The organism is Alteribacillus sp. JSM 102045 (assembly GCF_041949975.1).
Lineage (GTDB): Bacteria > Bacillota > Bacilli > Bacillales > Marinococcaceae > Alteribacillus.
The window spans coordinates 1-19,017 of the sequence record NZ_JBHFQG010000022.1 but is presented as its reverse complement, the minus strand read 5'-3'; the positions used below and the strand labels follow the sequence as shown (position 1 = coordinate 19,017).

19 protein-coding genes, 1 pseudogene and 1 riboswitch are annotated in these 19,017 nt (G+C 36.6%); of the genes and pseudogenes, 8 read left to right on the top strand and 12 right to left on the bottom strand.

Annotated features, from left to right (window positions below):
• The first annotated feature begins 905 nt into the window (after positions 1 to 905).
• From ACE1TI_RS14465 to ACE1TI_RS14445, 5 genes are all read left to right on the top strand, one after another.
• Positions 906 to 2,129, top strand: a complete 1,224-nt coding sequence (locus tag ACE1TI_RS14465; RefSeq protein WP_375008288.1) for an LLM class flavin-dependent oxidoreductase — start codon at positions 906 to 908, stop codon at positions 2,127 to 2,129.
• Positions 2,130 to 2,240: 111 nt separating this feature from the next.
• Positions 2,241 to 3,029, top strand: coding sequence for an N-acyl homoserine lactonase family protein (locus tag ACE1TI_RS14460; RefSeq protein ID WP_375008287.1), 789 nt, complete (start codon positions 2,241 to 2,243; stop codon positions 3,027 to 3,029).
• A 135-nt stretch (positions 3,030 to 3,164) separates the two neighbouring features.
• Positions 3,165 to 4,145, top strand: coding sequence for a 3,4-dihydroxy-2-butanone-4-phosphate synthase (locus ACE1TI_RS14455; RefSeq protein ID WP_375008286.1), 981 nt, complete (start codon positions 3,165 to 3,167; stop codon positions 4,143 to 4,145).
• A 782-nt stretch (positions 4,146 to 4,927) separates the two neighbouring features.
• Positions 4,928 to 5,695 (top strand): IclR family transcriptional regulator, encoded by a 768-nt coding sequence (locus ACE1TI_RS14450; protein WP_375008285.1) that lies wholly within the window; start codon positions 4,928 to 4,930, stop codon positions 5,693 to 5,695.
• Between the two features lie 233 nt (positions 5,696 to 5,928).
• Positions 5,929 to 6,198 (top strand): hypothetical protein, encoded by a 270-nt coding sequence (locus ACE1TI_RS14445; RefSeq protein ID WP_375008284.1) that lies wholly within the window; start codon positions 5,929 to 5,931, stop codon positions 6,196 to 6,198.
• A gap of 352 nt (positions 6,199 to 6,550) precedes the next feature.
• Here ACE1TI_RS14445 and ACE1TI_RS14440 read toward each other — a convergent pair whose 3' ends face one another.
• From ACE1TI_RS14440 to ACE1TI_RS14430, 3 genes are all read right to left on the bottom strand, one after another.
• Positions 6,551 to 7,378 carry a 5'-methylthioadenosine/adenosylhomocysteine nucleosidase gene (locus tag ACE1TI_RS14440; protein WP_375008283.1) on the bottom strand — a complete coding sequence of 276 codons (828 nt, stop codon included), beginning with the start codon at positions 7,376 to 7,378 and terminating at the stop codon, positions 6,551 to 6,553.
• 105 nt (positions 7,379 to 7,483) lie between these two features.
• Positions 7,484 to 9,235 carry an adenine deaminase gene (gene ade, locus ACE1TI_RS14435; protein ID WP_375008282.1) on the bottom strand — a complete coding sequence of 584 codons (1,752 nt, stop codon included), beginning with the start codon at positions 9,233 to 9,235 and terminating at the stop codon, positions 7,484 to 7,486.
• 109 nt (positions 9,236 to 9,344) lie between these two features.
• Positions 9,345 to 9,446, bottom strand: a riboswitch (purine riboswitch).
• Positions 9,447 to 9,537: 91 nt separating this feature from the next.
• Entirely contained in the window at positions 9,538 to 10,062 is a 525-nt protein-coding gene (locus ACE1TI_RS14430; RefSeq protein ID WP_375008281.1) for a ribonuclease H-like YkuK family protein, read from the bottom strand.
• A 215-nt stretch (positions 10,063 to 10,277) separates the two neighbouring features.
• On the opposite strand from ACE1TI_RS14430, the gene htpG reads away from it, so the two are divergent.
• A complete protein-coding gene (gene htpG / locus ACE1TI_RS14425) occupies positions 10,278 to 12,158 on the top strand; it encodes a molecular chaperone HtpG (RefSeq protein ID WP_375008280.1) in 1,881 nt (626 codons plus the stop codon).
• A gap of 46 nt (positions 12,159 to 12,204) precedes the next feature.
• Here htpG and ACE1TI_RS14420 read toward each other — a convergent pair whose 3' ends face one another.
• Positions 12,205 to 12,630 (bottom strand): pyridoxamine 5'-phosphate oxidase family protein, encoded by a 426-nt coding sequence (locus ACE1TI_RS14420; protein WP_375008279.1) that lies wholly within the window; start codon positions 12,628 to 12,630, stop codon positions 12,205 to 12,207.
• A gap of 149 nt (positions 12,631 to 12,779) precedes the next feature.
• Here ACE1TI_RS14420 and ACE1TI_RS14415 point away from each other — a divergent pair, with 149 nt between their 5' ends.
• Complete coding sequence (locus ACE1TI_RS14415) at positions 12,780 to 12,929, top strand: hypothetical protein (RefSeq protein ID WP_375008278.1); 150 nt, start codon at positions 12,780 to 12,782, stop codon at positions 12,927 to 12,929.
• Here the strand turns inward: ACE1TI_RS14415 and ACE1TI_RS14410 are convergent.
• From ACE1TI_RS14410 to ACE1TI_RS14390, 5 genes and pseudogenes are all read right to left on the bottom strand, one after another.
• Positions 12,881 to 13,253 (bottom strand): annotated as a pseudogene (locus ACE1TI_RS14410) (HAD hydrolase-like protein). The gene ACE1TI_RS14415 and the pseudogene ACE1TI_RS14410 overlap by 49 nt on opposite strands.
• A 148-nt stretch (positions 13,254 to 13,401) precedes the next feature.
• Positions 13,402 to 13,560, bottom strand: a complete 159-nt coding sequence (locus ACE1TI_RS14405; RefSeq protein ID WP_375008277.1) for an HAD hydrolase-like protein — start codon at positions 13,558 to 13,560, stop codon at positions 13,402 to 13,404.
• Between the two features lie 24 nt (positions 13,561 to 13,584).
• Positions 13,585 to 13,986 carry a UbiA prenyltransferase family protein gene (locus tag ACE1TI_RS14400; RefSeq protein ID WP_375008276.1) on the bottom strand — a complete coding sequence of 134 codons (402 nt, stop codon included), beginning with the start codon at positions 13,984 to 13,986 and terminating at the stop codon, positions 13,585 to 13,587.
• A gap of 575 nt (positions 13,987 to 14,561) precedes the next feature.
• Entirely contained in the window at positions 14,562 to 15,944 is a 1,383-nt protein-coding gene (gene gdhA / locus ACE1TI_RS14395) for an NADP-specific glutamate dehydrogenase (RefSeq protein ID WP_375008275.1), read from the bottom strand.
• A gap of 193 nt (positions 15,945 to 16,137) precedes the next feature.
• Entirely contained in the window at positions 16,138 to 16,305 is a 168-nt protein-coding gene (locus ACE1TI_RS14390; protein WP_375008274.1) for a hypothetical protein, read from the bottom strand.
• 205 nt (positions 16,306 to 16,510) lie between these two features.
• On the opposite strand from ACE1TI_RS14390, the gene gltC reads away from it, so the two are divergent.
• Entirely contained in the window at positions 16,511 to 17,410 is a 900-nt protein-coding gene (gene gltC / locus ACE1TI_RS14385) for a glutamate biosynthesis transcriptional regulator GltC (protein ID WP_375008273.1), read from the top strand.
• A 24-nt stretch (positions 17,411 to 17,434) separates the two neighbouring features.
• On the opposite strand, the gene ACE1TI_RS14380 is transcribed toward gltC, so the two are convergent.
• The 3 genes from ACE1TI_RS14380 to ACE1TI_RS14370 all read right to left on the bottom strand — a co-directional run.
• Positions 17,435 to 17,674 (bottom strand): YetF domain-containing protein, encoded by a 240-nt coding sequence (locus tag ACE1TI_RS14380; protein ID WP_375008272.1) that lies wholly within the window; start codon positions 17,672 to 17,674, stop codon positions 17,435 to 17,437.
• A 65-nt stretch (positions 17,675 to 17,739) separates the two neighbouring features.
• Positions 17,740 to 17,943: a YetF domain-containing protein gene (locus ACE1TI_RS14375; protein WP_375008271.1), complete on the bottom strand. Its 204-nt coding sequence runs from the start codon at positions 17,941 to 17,943 to the stop codon at positions 17,740 to 17,742.
• Between the two features lie 582 nt (positions 17,944 to 18,525).
• The coding region (locus ACE1TI_RS14370; RefSeq protein ID WP_375008270.1) for a transposase at positions 18,526 to 19,017 on the bottom strand (492 nt) is incomplete at its 5' end.

The window sequence follows — 19,017 nt, the reverse complement described above, 5'->3', positions numbered from 1 at the left end:
TTTAGATAAATGAGTACTTAGAAGAAGGTATGTGGACAAGCACCTTATGAACAAAATGAAGTTGGAAATTTGAGCATGATCTATTTGCCGTCTGCGAACCTCTTAGTTGCACAATTTATTCAAATATCATTAACTTCCTAAAGATATGGCAGAGTCCATACGACACAAAAAGCAGGCATTAAGCCTGCTCTTCATCTTCAACAAATATTTTAAACTTTTCATCATACTTAGTAGGCAAGAATTCAATGACTTCATATTCGGTAATATTTTGGGCATGAAATGGGTCTTCATGTATAATAGCTTGAATATCTTTTTCCGTATTTTCATTTGTTAAAATTACCCGCCAATTCTTGGATTACGTCTTCCAGAAAAAATAAACTTTTTTGCTCGTAATATTTGTTTAAAAACTTTACATGCTCATCTAACGAGTTTTCTACTTCTTCTAATGATTTACGAAACGTTAAATTACTAAAAACACAAAAATTGCTCCTTTCTGTTTTTTAAATTAGTTTACATCTATTTAAGATTTATTCTTCGAGGGGTTTCAAAAGAGTTTTCTGTAAAAAGTTATGTAGTGTAAAAACGGATAAGACTCAGTATTCAAAGAAAAAACCAATTAGTCAGAAAATAATGAAAAATAAATTGACAGGGGGTTTTACTGTGTAGTACTATGATTGTATCACTAATCAGTATAAAAAACCATTAATCGGTACAAATGAAAAAGGAGTTGAAAAACATGTCACTAAATTTGGTTGAATTTCTTCATTTTCACTTCAGGGAGGGGGGATAGTAGCCCGTTATTTAGAATAAACCAATAAAATGTCGCTGTTTTTTGAATCCGCTTTCATTTATAACTTAAGGGAAATGTATTTGCACCTATAATTTAAAATTTGGAGGGATTTATCATGAAATTCGTATTATTTTATTTACCTACAGTTGGTACTAGACAACAGATTGAGTCTGGAATGCTTCCAGGTCAAAATACACAAGCTTATCAAAATATGCTCTATCAGATTTCAGAGCAAGTTAAGGCTGCTGATCAACTTGGTTATTATGCAGCGGCATTTACTGAACATCATTTTCATATTGAAGGTTTAGAAGTATCTAATAACCCACTAATGTTAAGTTTGTACTTGGGTATGCAGACAAAAAACATTAAAGTCGCTCAATTGGCAAATGTACTACCTTTTCACAACCCTATTCGGTTAGCGGAAGACATAGCAATGCTAGATCAAATGACAAATGGACGAGCGATTGCTGGAATTGCCCGCGGTTATCAGAAGAGGTGGGCAGATGTTCTTGGTCAGGTTTATGATGTAGGAGCTACATTCTCCGATAAGACGGAAACAGACCGACGTAATAGAGAATTATTCAATGAACACTACGAAATCATAAGAAAAGCTTGGAATTCAGAAACTTTTTCACATCAAGGTGAAAACTGGAGTATCCCTCCTGAAAACCTCAAATTTGATCATAGTGCTGTTGGTGATTATGGTAAAGGAATGGATGATAATGGTTATATAAAAGAAGTTGGGATTGCCCCTAAACTTTATCAAAATCGAGATATAGAGGTCTGGCAACCATTTTCTCATAGTGAAAGTACGTGGCGTTTCTGTGCATCAGAAAATATTGTCCCGTTTATGTTGAACACGGATGATACAGCAATGAGTACATTAATTAATGCATACCACGAAGAGGCAAAAAAAGTCGGCCGTGATATTGCTCATGGGGATAGTATAGGGGTTTTCCGTGATGTTCTTGTTGCTAATACTGATGAACGTGCACATGAACTGGCTGCTAATGGAAATGGATTTGTTTGGCCTCATTGGTTTGGTGAATTAGGCTTTAATGAGGCACTACGCAGAGAAGGGGAAACTGGCAAAATAAAAGGCGATTTTAAAGATTTATGTGATCGAGGCTTTGAATTTATAGGAAATCCAGACACCGTAAATCGTCAAATTGAACAATTAGTCAAAAAACACAACCCTGAGTATCTGCTAATGTGGCAATATCCTGGATTAGTTCCGCATGAAGACATGATGCGCCATATCGAAATGTTTGCAACACAGGTAATGCCAAACTGGGCTGATTCTAAAGAAACACAAAGTTCCTCTCTCCTATCTCTGTAATATTGTTAACATCTTTTGCTTTTACTATAGTGAAATGATTTCCAACCAAATTTAGTGAAGTTTATATATCAGGTTTATTTCAAAACTAATAATAGTGTAGGAGGTATGAATATGGGGAAAGGTTTACGAGTGACGGTAGTTGATTGTGGCCCATTGAAACTAGATAAGGGTATAATTATGACAGGTGCAAGCGGAATAGTATCTGCACCATCAAGCGTGTGGATAATTGAACATCCAAAAAAGGGGTTAATCCTTTTTGATACGGGGATTAACTATAATGTTGCTGATCCTGAAGCTGCAGAAAAACACTGGGGTCCTGGAATGCGTGAAGCGTTTGGTTGCGTCATGACACGAGAAGATGCAATCGATCGCCAATTAATTAAACTGGGGTATAAACTGGACGATGTAAAGTACGTCGTTTTATCACATATGCATCTGGATCATGCAGGTGGAATGTGTCACTTTCCTAATGCCACTTTCATTGTTCAAAAAAGAGAATTGAGTTATGCGTGGTGGCCAGATGAATGGACTAAAATAGTATATTGCCTGAATGATTATAAGGATACAAGGGGATATAATTTTATTGAACTCGATGGAGATATCGATTTATTTCATGATGGAACGATTAAATTGATTAACACTCCGGGACATTCTCCGGGTCATCAAGCAATGATTGTTAGATTGGAAAATCGAGGTCTTGTATGTTTAGGTGCAGACACTGCTCATCTTAAAGAAGCTTATCGGAATTCAGCCCCAATGCCTTACGATTGGAGTACTGAAGCACACATCTCTTCTTACATGAAACTACGTACGATTGAAAATGCAGGTATACCAATATATCTATCACATGATGAAAAAGATTTTAATGAATTTCCAAAAAATGGTGAATGGGCTGATTAATATAATGGCAGAAGGAAGAACTATTCAATAACTATCACTAGCGTTGCATTAAATTAAAATTGAAAATAGATGCAATTATTAAAATATATTATTTTTAAGTTATATGCAACGCTAGCAATATAATGGGGGGTCTTTATGTATAATAATCTAAAAGATTGTATATTAGCTTTGAAAAGAGGAGAGATGATATTACTTATTGATGATTGTATCGATGGACGAGAAATAGGTTATTTCTATTTATTATCTCAAAATGTCTCACCTAATCACATTAATTTAATGATTACCCATGCTAAAGGTTTAGTTTCCATCGTTTTAACCAAAAAACGGGCGGAAGAATTAGCTCTCCCAAAAATGGAAAAAAGTAATGAGAACCTCTATAAAAACTTTACGATTTCTATTGATTCTAAAAGTTGCACGACAGGTATTTCTGCTTTTGAAAGGTGCGAAACAATAAAAATGTTAATTCAAAAAAGCACTTCACTCAATGATTTTATAAGACCAGGTCATATTTTTCCTATAATTTCCAGAGAAAGAGGGCTTGTAGAGAAAGTAAGCATATCGGAAGCTGCAACTGATTTGGCTAAATTATGTAGTTCTTATTTATCCGGTGTTATTTGCGAAGTGCTAAACAATGAAGGGGGGATCGCTAATCTAAAAGAATTAAAAGAAAAATCAATTCAGCAAAACCTAAAAATGCTTTCAATAAAAGACTTAACAGAATATCAACTAAAAAACACGAGCCTAATTGTACGTCAATCAGATTTCACTCTTCCTACCAAATATGGGGATGTTAAAACGAGAACGTATTTAAACCAAATAGATGACAGTGAATTAATAGTTATGGTTGGAAATTCAAAAAAGAAGAATATATTGCCTCTGCCAGTCTATATTGATTCTGGTTACTCCATTGGAGAAGCTCTTGAACCAAAAAAATTAGAGAAGATTACACAAGATGGAACCAGCGTATTAATATACAGAAAATTAAGCAATCCAAAAGGGCAGAATGTAGAAAATAGAAATATGTTTATGATTGAAGGATGGGAAAAAATTATCGTTGAACAAATATTGAAAGATATTAATATTACTAATTCAGTAGTTATTACTAATGTTGCTTAAAGTTTTTTTTACTTAGGGGGTGTTATTTATTGATAATTTCAGGTACTATTACTGGGTCTAAAACATTGATTATTACTAAGGAAGTGTTCTACTTGGGTAAAGAAGTTGTATTTATGCAAAAGCTCTTAAGACAAAATCCATAGTAATAGCTTTTAATTGCTGTCTGTAATTTTAATTTATTTATAAAAACAAAGAGAGAATAACCCAGGATTAATAGAGATATCTTGTATTTACTAAATATTTCATTGTCAAGATTATGTGAAAAACGTATGGAATTAATAAGGGAATATATAACACAATTGACTTGCGGTTTTATGAAAATGGCTTTTATAACATTGTATATGGGCGAAAAGAAATCTGTCTGAAATTTGCCTAAGTGGAGACAGAAAAAGAATTAAACAACACGGACTAAGAAATTTTATAAATGATTATTTACTTCAAATGAAAAAGAATGCATAATGCAGACCATAATAGTAAAGAGGTTTATTATGTTATAATTTATTTATGCTGCTACACTCGCGGTGAAGGATTGTGATATATTCACCGAATATTCAAAACTGCTCGGGAGCCTTGTCGAGTTTGGTTATTGAGAGTGGAGAACAAAAGGGTACCATGATGGAACATTTATCGTCCGTCCCGTCACTACCTTAAATGTATAATCTTACTAAATGAATAGTGTTACCTCCTGCTTAGGTCTTTCCTTTTTAGTTTAACGTCAGAAAAGCAAAAATGCAATGCTAGTGATATTAACAGAATAAAACCGGTTAGAGGAGGGAGTAAACATGGAAAAATCAATGCAGACAATTACAAGAGCTATCCAGATTCTGAAGTCCTTTTCAAGAGATGAGAAAGAATTTTCCTTGGCTGAACTTCACCATAAACTTGATCTTTCTAAATCAAGTCTTCAAAGGATCCTAAATACATTAGTAATAAATGGTTTTCTTGAAAAAGATAATAAGAAAAAAACGTATAAATTGGGAATTGAATTATATTATTTAGGAAAACTTGTAGAAGAACATTCCCATTTATTAACAACTGCCAAACCATATTTAAAAGATTTACGAGATAGATTAGGTGAAAACGTCTATATAAATATTATTGAAAATAACGAACGAAAATGCATTGCTTTTGAAGAAGCCAAGCATGCTTTAATGACTATTTCATATATTGGTCAAAAGTCTCCCTTATATATAGGTGCGTCTGCAAAGTTGTTGTTAGCTTATCTTCCTCCTGATAGAATTGAACAATATATTCAGGAGATTAAATTAACACCAGAAACAGATAAAACTATTGTTAATAGAAAAAAGCTACAGGAAGAATTGGATACTATAAAAGAAAAAGGCTATGCTGTAAGTTTTGGAGAGTTAGTTTCTGGTGTATTTTCAGTCAGTGCTCCAATATTTGACAATAGAGATAATGAAGTTGTAGCTGGAATATCAGTCTCAGCCCCATTAGTCAGAGTTGATGAATCTAGAATTGATTACTTTATTAGTTCTATAAAAGAGACTGCAGATCAAATAAGTAATAAACTTAAATTTGGCAACTTTTAATTCTTGAGGAATCTTTACTTATAACTTAACTTTCACCTATAAAACGGTGATGTACTTAACTATCATGCTTGTGGCGGATGAAGTATGTTTTTTGACCATCAATAATGGAACAAAGACGAATGTATTGAAAACCCAGGAAGGTTTGGAGCCACAGGAAGAATTACCCTACTATGATACAATTATAATTTTTTATCTAGGCAGGTCCGATGGAACTTGAAGGGATCAGGACCTACATGATCAAAGAATCGCTTCGGAAGAGAGATGCTTTGATCAGTATAGTCATAAAGGGGAAAAATTGGGGAGGCGTTGATGAGACGGGGCTTCTTAGCTTTGAAAAGCACTACGATCACTGCTTGAAACGGAATACACCGATAAAGAAACCGACAAAAAACGAACGGTATTATGTTATGCATCACATCCTTGAGGCGAAACTAGTTGTGGGAGATATAGTGCTGAGTATCGTTTCGGAGTTTATCGGAAACGGTATTGAGATAGAATTGTGAGTAAACGCTTTTTATCGCTTAATTAAAAAACTCAAGAAGACTTATAAACGATACTTATTCTGGGAGAGAATCTATATCCATAAATAATAATTTTCTCTTCTTATAGTGGACAACCCTGTCTGAATCAGCACACCTGTGTGATCTATCTTCAAGATTTCCTATGTTTTCATATTCATTGAAATATTTCCGGACCGTTTTTCGATCCACACCAGTCCTTTTAGCTGATCTCTCGCTGCTAATGCCCCTCCCTCACGTAAACAGAAACAGAGCCTAGTATGTCACGGGTAGGGAAATGCATTGATAACGGACAGATGGGGTGCAGTTCACACTTTTGGACAGCTCACAATCTTTATTACATATTATCTAATATTTCCTCAATCACGTGACTGGAATTTTGCGCTGCTTCTTCCACGAAGTTTTCCTGGATTTCTGCAGCTTCTTCCCCAGCATCATCGGAAGCAGAACGAATGACAACGTAAGGAATATCGTTCAAATAGGCAATTTGACCTACTGCAGCACCTTCCATTTCAACTACATACGCGTCAAATGTTTCATTAATCCACTCGGACTTTTCTTCGCTATCAATAAATTGATCTCCTGTAGCTACTGTTTCTGTAAACACATCTACATAGTCTGGTAAACCTTCTGTTCCGTCTTTTGCAAGAGAAATCAGTTCTTCATCTGCTTTAAAGTACAGTACGTCCATATCTGGAATTTGACCCGGCTCATAATCCTTAGCTGTTTCATCCATATCATGGTGCACCGTTTGGGTAGAAATAACAATATCTCCAAGACCTACATCAGGATGAATGCTCCCAGCTACTCCTGAATTAATCAATGCATCTACATTGAATTCACTGATAAGAATCTGCGCTGCCACAGAAGCGTTCACTTTCCCGATACCTGATTGCACAAGAACAATATTTTCTCCTTTTAATGTTCCTTCATAAAAAGTCATGCCGGCAATGTCTTCTTCATTTTCCACTTCCATATTGGAGCGCAAAATGTCGATTTCAACTTCCATCGGCCCAATAATTCCAACTGTTTCTTCCTCTTGTTTACTTTCTGTTTCCCCAGTTTCTTCACTTTCAGCTTGTCCTGTATCTTGTCCGCAGCCTGACAAAATAAGCCCCAGGATTACAATGGACAGCATTTTCTTCCCAAAAGATAAAATGTTCATTTTTCCGTACCCTCCATAGATGTTTTTGCCAATAATGCATTGAAAAATAGTTAAATACGTTACGGAAATTTATTTTCAATTCAACCCCAATCTGAAATTTTTTCTTTACCGATAGAGGACGGACGGGTCAACAGATATATGGCTAAACATCTCTACATTAAATAAGCCTTTATCTGTCAATTTTAGCGCTGGAATAACCGGTAATGTTAAAAATGCCAAGGTTAAAAAGGGATTGAATGTTTGAGAGCATCCAATTTCCGACAGTGCAGTATTTAATAGGTGAAGAGACTTGCAGACCGTTTCACTGTCTTTGTCAGAGATTAACCCCGCAACGTTTAAGGAAAGAGCTGCAATAACTTTCTCGTTTTTTACGACAGCCAATCCGCCATTCATGCTTTTAATCGTATTTATAGCTGTTATCACGTCTTGATCATTTGCTCCAGCTGTCACGAGGTTATGAGAATCGTGCGCTACAGTAGATGCTATCGCTCCTTCTTTTATTTCCAGCCCTTTTACGATCCCTAAGCCAATATTTCCTGTTCTTGAATGTCTTTCGATAACAGCTAACTTCATTTGATCGAGGGATGCGGAAGGGACGAAAACTCCATTTTCCGTTTGTACTTTTTCCACTAATTTGTTCGTGACAATGCTATTTGGTGACACACCTATAATATGAGCGCTCTCTCCACTAATGGGGATGTCTAAATCCTCTTCTTTCAGGTCTGGTACATGAATGGTATTTGTTAGTTCAGCAGAAGGCTGAACGGATTCGATTTTCTCCCCAACATACTTTCCATCTTCGGCAGTAAGCTTCCCTGATGTGTATACTGCACTAATGGATATAGCATCTAAGTTGTCTAAAAGTAGAAAGTCAGCAGCATATCCCGGGGCAATAGCACCTTTGTTTTTTAATCCATAACACTCGGCAGCGTTCAGAGAAGCCATCTGAATAGCCAATAATGGGTCAAGTCCTTCTTTAATGGCCAGCCGTACATTATGATCAATGCTTCCTTTTTCCACCAAATCGTCTAAATGTTTATCATCTGTGCAAAAAAGAAAACGTCGGGCATTTTTATCATTCACCAGCGGAAGGATAGATGTGAGGTCTTTTGCTGCCGATCCTTCCCTAATAAGAACGTACATTCCGCGCTGTAACCGCTCTAGTGCTTGAGAAGCTGTGTTACATTCATGATCTGTACCGATACCGGCTGCAGCATATACATTTAGTTCTTCAGAATTGAGCCCGGCGGCGTGTCCATCTATAAAATTGCTGTATTTAGAGGTAGTAACTAGTTTATCAATCATAGTATCTTCATTATTTAAGACCGAAGGATAATCCATAACTTCAGCCAGGCCGAGTACACGTTTATGACTAAAAAATGTCTGTAAATCTTCGGCGTTTAACTGTGCTCCATTATTTTCAAATGGAGTCGCCGGAACACAGGATGGAAGCATGATTCGTATATCCATTGGTACATTTTCAGAGTCATCTATCATAAACTGAATGCCTTCTTTTCCCGCCACATTTGCAATTTCATGAGGGTCGGTAATGACGGTTGTGACACCGTGCGGAATCACAGCTTTTGCAAATTCAGATGGCGTGACCATAGATGATTCAATATGAACATGTCCATCTATAAAAGAAGGGCACACATACCGGTTATCTGCATCAATAACTTCTTTTCCTTCAAAGTCACCAATCCCAACGATATATCCATCGGCAATTGCAATGTCCCCGTGAATGATCTCCCTGTTAAATACATCTATAATTCTTCCGTTTTTAACTACAATATCTGCCGGTATACGGTTGCTTGCCACATTTATGCGTTTGGTTAAAACTTCTTTATCTATCGTCATAACTCGTTCCCCCTTAATTGAGTTATACTTTAACAGTATAAAAAAAACCCAGGTTACCCTGGAGTTTGACATAGAAGGGGAAGTCAGCCATCAGACTATATACCACATTTATAGGCAGATTCCCCCTAGTAGTCAAACTATTTACGGTAGTTTGGTAGAAACTTTTGGACCATATTTCCAATATTATACGAGCGGTAAAAAATTATTTTATTTAAATATTGTTTTATATTGTAAATATCTCTATAAACCGTGTCAACATACAATCGATTTCCAATTAATTCTAAAAGGGAGTATGGAAGTGATTATTTGGTGTAACGATTGGCATAACTTGAAGCAACAAAAGAATCTGGTTTAACTCGTGTCCTCATTCCGTGCACCTCGAGACGCGCTATCATTTCTTCTACGTAAATTTTCGTTTTGTTTCGTTTTCCTTTGCCGACATCCAGATGCCCCTCAAAGACAAATGAACTTCCTTCATCGATATAAGGCAGCACGATCTTAAATAACTGTTGTTTTTTTGCGGGCGTAAACAGCTGAGCGACTTCTTCTGTTAAATAGGTCTCCATTGAAACCTTTTCATGCAAATGCTCTACTCGTCTTTTTACTTCATACTTTTTTAAACAAGCCCATACTCCATGTCCTTCACGACGGATCACGATGCCAGTTACAAATCTGGTAGTTTTAGGGTGTACCTGTGAATCGGTGCCGATCATTAGACGATATTGTGCTTTTGGGTTTTGCTTTATGAAAGCTTCTATATGATGATATACATTTGCAAATGTCATGTTCTTTTTGGATAAATTATGAAAACGAAAGTTTCTGCCCATTCTTCTCCCCCTTATATATAAATATAGAAAGGAAAGGAAAAACAGACCATTTAAATTTAGATATTAGTTTATTCAAAAGAAAAGTTCGAGGGATAATTTGAAAGATATTGACACCAAAAAAGCGGCATGTAAAATATAAGTAGGCAGATTAGCACTCAGTATGTGTGAGTGCTAATTGGAAAATAGTAACTATTAAGCAGAAAGGAGACATTATGATGGCAACAAAGCAGTTTCAAGCAGAATCGAAACGGTTGTTAGAAATGATGATTAACTCTATATATTCACAGAAGGAAATTTTTCTGCGGGAATTAATTTCAAACGCAAGTGATGCGATTGATAAAATGTACTATAAGGCTTTAACAGATGACTCACTAACGTTCAACAAAGATGATTATTACATAAAGGTGAGTGCAGAGAAGGATAATCGGACGTTAACCATTGAAGACACAGGGATCGGTATGACCGAAGAGGAATTGGAATCCAACCTCGGAACTATTGCGAAAAGCGGCTCACTAGCTTTCAAAAATGAAAACGAAATAAAAGACGGCCATGATATTATCGGCCAATTTGGTGTTGGTTTCTATTCTTCTTTTATGGTGGCGGATGTAGTAACCGTCTACACGAAATCAGCAGACAGCGGCCAGGCCTACAAATGGGAATCCAACGGTGCTGACGGTTATACGATTGAACCTGCAGAAAAATCATCAACCGGCACAGAAGTCATTATTACACTGCGGGAAAACACAGAAGATGAAAATTATGATGACTTTTTAGAAGAACACCGCTTAAAATCCATTATAAAAAAATACTCTGATTTTATTCGTTACCCAATAAAGATGGATGTTACGATACAAAAGCCAAAAGAAGAAAATGAAAAGGAATTTGAAGACGTACAAGAAGAACAAACCATAAACAGCATGGTGCCAATCTGGAGAAAAAATAAAAATGAATTAACCACAGAGGATTATGAAGCATTTTATAATGAGAAACATTATGGGTTTGATAAACCTTTAAAACATATTCATCTAAGTGTAGACGGCGCAGTTCGCTATCAAGCGATTTTGTATATTCCGGAAACGACGCCGTTTGATTACTATACAAAAGAATACGAAAAAGGGCTCGAACTTTATTCCAACGGTGTATTGATTATGGAAAAATGCGCTGATCTGCTTCCAGACTACTTCAGCTTTGTAAAAGGGATTGTTGATTCAGAAGATTTATCATTGAATATTTCCCGAGAAATGCTTCAGCATGACCGCCAGTTAAAATTGATCGCCAAAAACATTAAGAATAAAATAAAGAGCCAGCTTCAAACGCTTTTAAAAGAAGAACGCGAAAAATATGAAAAATTTTATCAATCCTTTGGCCGTCAATTAAAATTCGGAGTGCATATGGATTTTGGCAGCCATAAAGACGATTTAAAGGACCTGCTGCTGTTCTATTCTTCTAAAGAAAAGAAATTGATTACTTTATCTGAGTATGTATCAAGAATGCCAGAAGACCAAAAGTATATCTATTATGCTACCGGTGATTCATACGATAGAATCGAAAAACTTCCGCAAACAGAAAGGTTATTAGATAAAGGATATGAGATCTTATACTTCACTGAAGATATAGATGAATTTGCTATTAAAACATTAATGAGCTATGACGATAAACCATTTAAATCTGTAGCAAGCAGTGACTTAGGAATTGAGTCTGAAGAAGAGCAAGAAAAAGAAGAAACAGAAGAGAAAGAAAACAAAGAACTCTTTGATGAAATTAAAAATCTTCTATCCGATAAAATTAAAGATGTCCGCGCCTCTAAACGGCTGAAAACACATCCAGTCTGCTTAGCAGCTGATGGAGAAGTCTCTATCGAGATGGAAAAGATTCTTCAGCAAATGCCTGACAACCAAAATATTAAAGCAGATAAAATATTAGAAATTAATATAAATCATGATGTTTACCAATCCTTAAAGAAAGCGTACGACAATGATAAAGAAAAACTAAAGCTTTATACAAACCTTTTATATAATCAGGCTCTTCTTATTGAAGGACTCCCGGTAGAGGATCCTGTCGCGTTTACTAATGATATGTGCAAAGTGATGGCCTAAACCAATAAGCCTCCTTACCCAAATGATGGGAAGGAGGCTTCATTATTTATGAAAAATCTAAATCCTGAGGAGGCTCTCCTTTTTTATTCATTAAACGAATACTTTCTGGTTTGATTTCGAGGACCACATAACCAGGGTCATCAGGACCATTTAGCCATTTGTCCATTTTTTCATTCCAAATCTTTTCTTTCAGCTGCTTATCTTCACGAATCGATGCTGTTCCAGCTACTTCCACATATGCATCACCCAATCCTTCTCCGTCATAACCGAGAAGAATATGAACATTTGGATTTTTTTCAATTTCTTCAGCTTTGTGAGTCTCTTTGCTTGTCGGGGTGTGAAGGGTAAAATTGTCATTTAAAAAAGTCATATAGCGAGAGTGGGGTTTATTATTTTCCACTGTAGCCAGTACTCCGATTTTGTGATGGTCCATGATTTCCACTACTTTATCTTTCACATGAGCTTGATTCATGATATCACTCCTTCGCTTTTATTATGGAATAACTAATATTGGAAGTATTCCTTAAGCAGAGAAAAATTAAACCTTCTTATGTACGAATAAATGAACCTTCATCTTCAAAAACTAACCATCCATGATACAGAGAAAGAAAGGAGCAGAAAATGTCCGACAAGGAAAAGAAACCTGACAACCAGTTTAAGGAAAATAAAAATCACGGCGAGCACCGAAATGGCCGCTTAAGCCAGTTTAAAAACTATAACGTTCACGGAGGAGAAGTTCCGAACGAGTATCTGAATAAAGAGGAGAAGTAAGGGCAAGGTGAATGGAAGGGAGGGGACTTAGTACTCCCCCTTTTACATATTACGCTTTCTAGTAGAAAGTTTAAATGCTTAGAAGGATGGGTGAAAACAGCGTCGGGTTCGGCTTTATATTCAGCATTCTGATATTGTGGCAGCCATTTTGCTCCAGCCGTCGTAACATTTGCCCGTCTGCCGGCATGAATATCACCACCACTGTCTCCAATATACATAGCTTGCTTGCTGGAAACATCTAATTTAGATAAAGCTTTTAAAACACTCTGGTTTATCACGTTCAGTGTCATCTCCTGTGATAATGACGTCAAAAAAATCCTTCATTTCAAGTTGTTCTAAAGAAGTCTCAAAACTTCTTCTTGATTTTCCAGTATATCTTTTATTTCTATTTACTAAACGAGAATGATTAGCTTCATATTCCTGGTAATAAAATTCTATAGCTTGATCTACTTGATCACTTTCAAGGTGTTCTTTAATAATCTCTGGCTCCGGCGGTCCAAATAGTTCTTTGACTTCTTTTTTCGGACAAATCTTTGTGATCAAATTTTTTAAATACTCGCTGAAATCCCGCGTAATTTACAGGCAGCGTGTTGGCCAATGTTCCGTCAAAGTGAAAAATAACAGCCTTCATTTTCATTCTTCCTCCTTCCGAAAATTATATGAATATACCAATCCAAATAGCGTTAATCATTGCGAAGAGAAGCAGTAATTTCTCAATCTTAGATATTTGAAAAGGGTTTTCAACCTTCATTTTTATAATGAAGAAAACAGAGGTGATGACTATAATCAAAAGTCCAAGTGCTGCCCAAAGCCGATCTGTACCAAGCCAAAAATACATACAGCGGTTAGGAAGTAATATAATAACGCAGGGGAAACGGCTAAAGCCTTTTCCATATTTGTCTGCAGCCCACACAACACTCGTTTTTTTCTTCGGGGAAGCATTTTTATCCGTCTCTACATCTGGAATATGATGGACCATAACCCAGGCAATACATATTAAGGCATTGATAACGGCATTTTGAAGGGCCCAGCCAGGCAGGCTCTCAAATATAACCATGTACCGGCCATTCCAAGAAAAAAGACGGATGGAAAGGTACAAAGCCATTCTCCTGCAAATGGACGGTAACTTAATCGAAACGGCGGTAAAGAATAAGCTGCCGCTCCCCATACACCAATTCCTAATAAAACAGCTAAACGATAAAAACCGAAAAGGAGAAAAACAAGCATTATGAAAATAAGGATAATAATCAGCCACATTCCAAACAATCTCATCTTTTCTATAGAAATAAGACCCTTCTGGATGACACGGCTTCCGCCTGATAATATGGCAGGACTATGTAAATCCGTTCCCGATAGATAATCGATATAATCATTTAAACATGTGTCAATATTCCGTGTATCAAAAAAGCACTAAATAAGAGTAGAAAAAAGAGTGGAAGGAGTCGTTCAGTAGAAATGGGATAATATAAAAGTTATAGGAAGCATGGAAGAGATAATGGCAGACACACTTGATGAAATAACGGCTATGGCACGAAGCAGCATCCACCCTCCCTTAATAGAGGAAAAATTTTTTGATTTTTTTGATATAAAAAAGAGCACCCTTATAAGGGTACTCCTTCATTGATTGTCTTCTTAAATAACTCCTTGCTCAATCATAGCATCGGCTACTTTTAGAAAACCTGCAATATTAGCTCCAACCACAAGGTTGTCGGGATGTCCATATTTATCTGCAGCTTCTACACTGTTACGGTAAATATTAGTCATAATTTCCTTTAACTTCGAATCTACTTCTTCAAATGACCAGGAAAGTCTCATGCTGTTTTGGGACATTTCTAATGCAGAAACAGCTACACCTCCAGCATTTACAGCTTTGGCCGGGCCAAAGAGGACTTCATTTTGCTGGAAGGCTTCGACAGCCCGTAATGTTGATGGCATATTTGCTCCTTCTCCTACAGCTTTCACACCGTTTGCAATTAATATCTTTGCCGCCTTTTCATCAATCTCATTCTGAGTAGCGCATGGGAGGGCAATATCACAAGGCGTTAACCAAATGTCAGAGCATCCTTCATGATATTCTGCACTTGGATGTTCTTTAACATATTCTGAAATTCTTTTGCGTTCAATTTCTTTTAGTCGTCTAACGGTTTCAACGTTGATTCCATTTTTGTCAAAAATATAACCATTGGAATCACTGCAAGCTACCACCGTTGCGCCTAGATGGGCCGCCTTTTCCATAGCGTAGATTGAAACGTTTCCAGAACCAGATACGACAACTGTTCTGCCGTTAAAGCTAAGGCCTTTATCTTTTAACATTTCCTCTACAAAGTAGACAGTTCCATATCCCGTTGCTTCCGTTCGTGTTAAACTTCCGCCATAACCGATTCCTTTTCCAGTTAAAATCCCGGCCTCATAGCCCCTTTTAACCTTTTTATACTGCCCAAACATATAACCAATTTCTCTTGAACCTACTCCTATATCACCAGCCGGAACATCAATATCAGGTCCGATATGTTTAGAAAGCTCGGTCATAAAACTTTGTGTAAACCTCATCACTTCACCGTCTGATTTACCTTTTGGATCAAAATCAGCACCACCTTTTCCTCCGCCGATAGGGAGGCCGGTTAGCGAATTCTTGAAAATTTGTTCAAATCCTAGAAATTTAATTATACTTGCATTGACAGAAGGATGAAACCTTAAGCCACCTTTATAAGGACCGATCGTACTGTTGAATTGGACACGAAAACCACGGTTAACTCTTACTTTTCCTTCATCATCCACCCAGGGCACCCGAAAAGAAATTACTCTTTCAGGCTCTGAAATTCTTTCAAGAATACTATGTTCCATATATGTTGAGTGTTTTTCAAATACTGGTACTAGGGAGTCAAATATTTCTTTGACAGCTTGGTGAAACTCAATTTCATTTGGGTTTCTTTTTTTAATCATTTCAAACACTTGACTTATGTAATTTTCGGCTGTCTCTTTATTTGTTTTTGCTTTATTCACTACAGTTGGCATAATCTCTCCTATCCCTCCGTACTTTTATTTATCCACTCATAACGTAACCAAAAAGCATACAAAATAATGATTTAAATTTATTGTTATGAAATATTTTATAATTATTAGCTAAGAAGAAACAATATAAAATATAGATGAGTTTCATGCGGTTATGAGATGAATAAATGAAAAGGTCTAGGATTGTGAAGAGTAATTATTTAGACATTCGTAAAGCTGAATATGGTGCAGACAAGGATCTAAAACCATATTTTTTATTCACTTCTTGCATTCTTTTCTTTCTGTTCGTCTCGGACATCGCTGGTTTTACATACTCTTCATGGAGAACTTCTTTTTGCCACTTTTTCCAATTGAGTTCAGTCATCTTCTATCACCTTTTTGAAAGTTTTTAATATTTCTTCTATTTAGTTTGATCTACTGTTAAAATGACAATTTCCTTGAGTTATAAAGGTTGTAGTTTGTTAAATGTTTGATTTACGTGTATTTTATTATGTAGTCAATCATCTAATCAATATTAATTACAGATAGCAATGATATCGAATTGAGATGAATTAAAGGAGGGAATAAATATGGAATTAAGACAATTAAGATACTTCATGGAAGTTGCCAATCGGGAACACATGACGGAGGCAGCTGAGAATTTACATGTCGCACAATCTGCAGTAAGCCGTCAAATATATAATCTGGAGTCGGAGCTTGGAGTAGATCTGTTTGTGAGACAGGGACGCAGGGTCCGTTTAACTCCAATGGGCAGGATGTTTTTAGAAAGTTCTACTCAAGCGATGAAAATGCTTGAAAATGCAAAGAGGGAAGTAAGAGAGCATTTAGACCCAGCAAGAGGTACCATTCGAATTACATATCCAATAAGTATGGCTGCTTACACACTGCCCACAGCTATCTCTTCTTTTCGGGAGCAATATCCTGATGCCAGATTTCAGCTAAAACAAAACATATATTATGACGTTATTGAAGAAGTCGCTAACGGTGAATATAATATGGGACTTCTTGCACCGGTGCCCAAAGGTGATAAAAAAGTGGAAGGGTATACGTTATTTACAGAAAATGTTATTGCGCTTTTGCCAAAGAATCATCGTTTGGCTGAAGAGGAGGCTCTTCATTTGACTCAATTAAAAGAGGAACCGTTTATATTACTTCCTGAAGGGATGTATTTTCGTGAATTAGTCATAGATGCTTGCTTAGCCCAGGGTTTTCAACCAGAAATTGCTTTTGAAGGCGACGATGTAGATGCACTAAAAGGACTCGTATCGGCAGGGCTCGGTATTGCATTAATCCCTGAAGTTACCCTTGTAGATACGACGCCGCGATTTACAGTAAAAAAACCTATTCTAGAACCGAAGGTTACACGTACAATCGGAGTTATTGTACCTAAAGAACGACAGCTGCTTCCAACGGAAAGTTTATTTTTTGATTTTTTACAAGACTTTTTTTCAAAAATGAAAAACTATTAAAAATGAAGGTGATATTTAATTATTCTAATATAATTTTTGTTTTGCGGAAATTTGCTCATAAGGAATGACGAACAACCCGTCGTTTTCTAACCACTCCGCAAAAAGAACATTTTCTATCTTATCTGCTCCCTGTACTCTTAATTGATTGATAAGCCATTGTTTATTTGTTTTAATTTCTTCCAAGTTTTTTTGGATTAATTTCCTGTCTCTTACCAACGTGACTGGCAGGCGAACGGATTGCGGAGGGACTTTGAAATCCTGCAAGGTTGTCTTTTGGTAAGGTGACTTTTTTCATATGCTTATAGTATCATTTTCTAAAAAAGCATAGGCTACTTCCTGTATAGAAAAACTTCACTTTGCCGAAGCAAACTTTGCAATTGATTGATATTCATGCGGTTATGCTTCAGTTCCTCGAAATCAATTTTTCCATTTCGAATAATCAGAGAAGGTTTACCGTCAAACGTGTTCCGGAACGGCAAAGATTTTTGTGATAAGTATTCTACTAGAAATAATAACCCTCCCCACAAAATCATAGTTTATAAAAAATATAGTAAATGGGAGTATCTTCATAAACAGCGTTACCTAATAATTCACTTAATACTTCAGCTGCAATAAAAGTAAAACGGTGTAATTGGATTTATAATCTTCCTGCCTACATTTTAATCAAAAGAAATAGTACAAAAAACCCTATAACCAATTTTAATGTAATAGGCAACAGTTCTATTGAAAACACCTCCCTCTTTGTAATTAATTATTCTTTCATATACTCTTGTTTTCTTGGAATTTCTCACCTATCGATTTCAATAGATTTATGTGTTCCCACTCACTGAATACAGATACTGTTTCTTAATACAAATTATTCCAGCGGGGATGCCGTCCAATTATTCCAAAAGGGCGTATTTGGAAAAAATTGTATGACCGTGCGTCTATATCACCCACTTGGCACATGGTCGCTAACTCACATTCTCGCTGACCGATCACAAACAATACTTTGAAAAGTTTTCCACACAGGGCTACCAGAGACTGTGTCTTTTTCAACGGGCGGTCAGAACGTTGGGTCAGCTCGTCATGAAGGGCGCGGAACGTGTCATTGTGAGCGACGAGGGGACGAATCGCTAAAAATAAATACGGCGTAATCGTCTTCGTCCTCGTTTACTAATGGTTGTTTGTCCCTTGTGTAAACCTAAGCTGTTCTCTTTAAAGTCTAGACCGGCCAGGCTGATCAGCTGTTTTGGATGACGGTACTGGTGAATATCCCCTATTTCGGCAAAGATGGCTGCAATCGTCATGTTACTAAGTCCTTTGATATCCCTCATTTGTTCGGCGCCAGGGAGATTGTCGACTTGTTCGGACAGTTGCGATTCCAAATTTTCTATCTGTCGGGAATAGAGGTCATACTGTTCTAGTAACGCCTTCAGTTCCTGCCTGGCAAATGCCAATCCAACTGTAATGCCGATACTGCGTTCTGCAGATTTATGGAGCTTTTTGGCCCGTTTCAGGCCTTCCGGTCTTTTGGAGTACTGTTTCCATTCCTCGACGATCGTTTCCGGTGTCATCCGGACAATGTCCTGTGGAAGAGGAAACCTCCGTAAAGTAGAAAGAGCCGT

Excerpts from the sequence above, each read along its gene's own strand:
- ACE1TI_RS14455 (WP_375008286.1), top strand. The coding sequence starts at position 3,165 with ATGTATAATAATCTAAAAGATTGTATATTAGCTTTGAAAAGAGGAGAG.
- gltC (WP_375008273.1), top strand. The coding sequence starts at position 16,511 with ATGGAATTAAGACAATTAAGATACTTCATGGAAGTTGCCAATCGGGAA.
- gdhA (WP_375008275.1), bottom strand. The coding sequence starts at position 15,944 with ATGCCAACTGTAGTGAATAAAGCAAAAACAAATAAAGAGACAGCCGAA.
- htpG (WP_375008280.1), top strand. The coding sequence starts at position 10,278 with ATGGCAACAAAGCAGTTTCAAGCAGAATCGAAACGGTTGTTAGAAATG.
- ACE1TI_RS14440 (WP_375008283.1), bottom strand. The coding sequence starts at position 7,378 with ATGAACATTTTATCTTTTGGGAAGAAAATGCTGTCCATTGTAATCCTG.
- ade (WP_375008282.1), bottom strand. The coding sequence starts at position 9,235 with ATGACGATAGATAAAGAAGTTTTAACCAAACGCATAAATGTGGCAAGC.
- ACE1TI_RS14405 (WP_375008277.1), bottom strand. The coding sequence starts at position 13,560 with ATGAAGGCTGTTATTTTTCACTTTGACGGAACATTGGCCAACACGCTG.
- ACE1TI_RS14390 (WP_375008274.1), bottom strand. The coding sequence starts at position 16,305 with ATGACTGAACTCAATTGGAAAAAGTGGCAAAAAGAAGTTCTCCATGAA.
- ACE1TI_RS14400 (WP_375008276.1), bottom strand. The coding sequence starts at position 13,986 with ATGGTTATATTTGAGAGCCTGCCTGGCTGGGCCCTTCAAAATGCCGTT.
- ACE1TI_RS14375 (WP_375008271.1), bottom strand. The coding sequence starts at position 17,943 with ATGATTTTGTGGGGAGGGTTATTATTTCTAGTAGAATACTTATCACAA.
- ACE1TI_RS14445 (WP_375008284.1), top strand. The coding sequence starts at position 5,929 with ATGATCAAAGAATCGCTTCGGAAGAGAGATGCTTTGATCAGTATAGTC.
- ACE1TI_RS14420 (WP_375008279.1), bottom strand. The coding sequence starts at position 12,630 with ATGAATCAAGCTCATGTGAAAGATAAAGTAGTGGAAATCATGGACCAT.
- ACE1TI_RS14450 (WP_375008285.1), top strand. The coding sequence starts at position 4,928 with ATGGAAAAATCAATGCAGACAATTACAAGAGCTATCCAGATTCTGAAG.
- ACE1TI_RS14460 (WP_375008287.1), top strand. The coding sequence starts at position 2,241 with ATGGGGAAAGGTTTACGAGTGACGGTAGTTGATTGTGGCCCATTGAAA.
- ACE1TI_RS14415 (WP_375008278.1), top strand. The coding sequence starts at position 12,780 with ATGTCCGACAAGGAAAAGAAACCTGACAACCAGTTTAAGGAAAATAAA.
- ACE1TI_RS14430 (WP_375008281.1), bottom strand. The coding sequence starts at position 10,062 with ATGGGCAGAAACTTTCGTTTTCATAATTTATCCAAAAAGAACATGACA.
- ACE1TI_RS14465 (WP_375008288.1), top strand. The coding sequence starts at position 906 with ATGAAATTCGTATTATTTTATTTACCTACAGTTGGTACTAGACAACAG.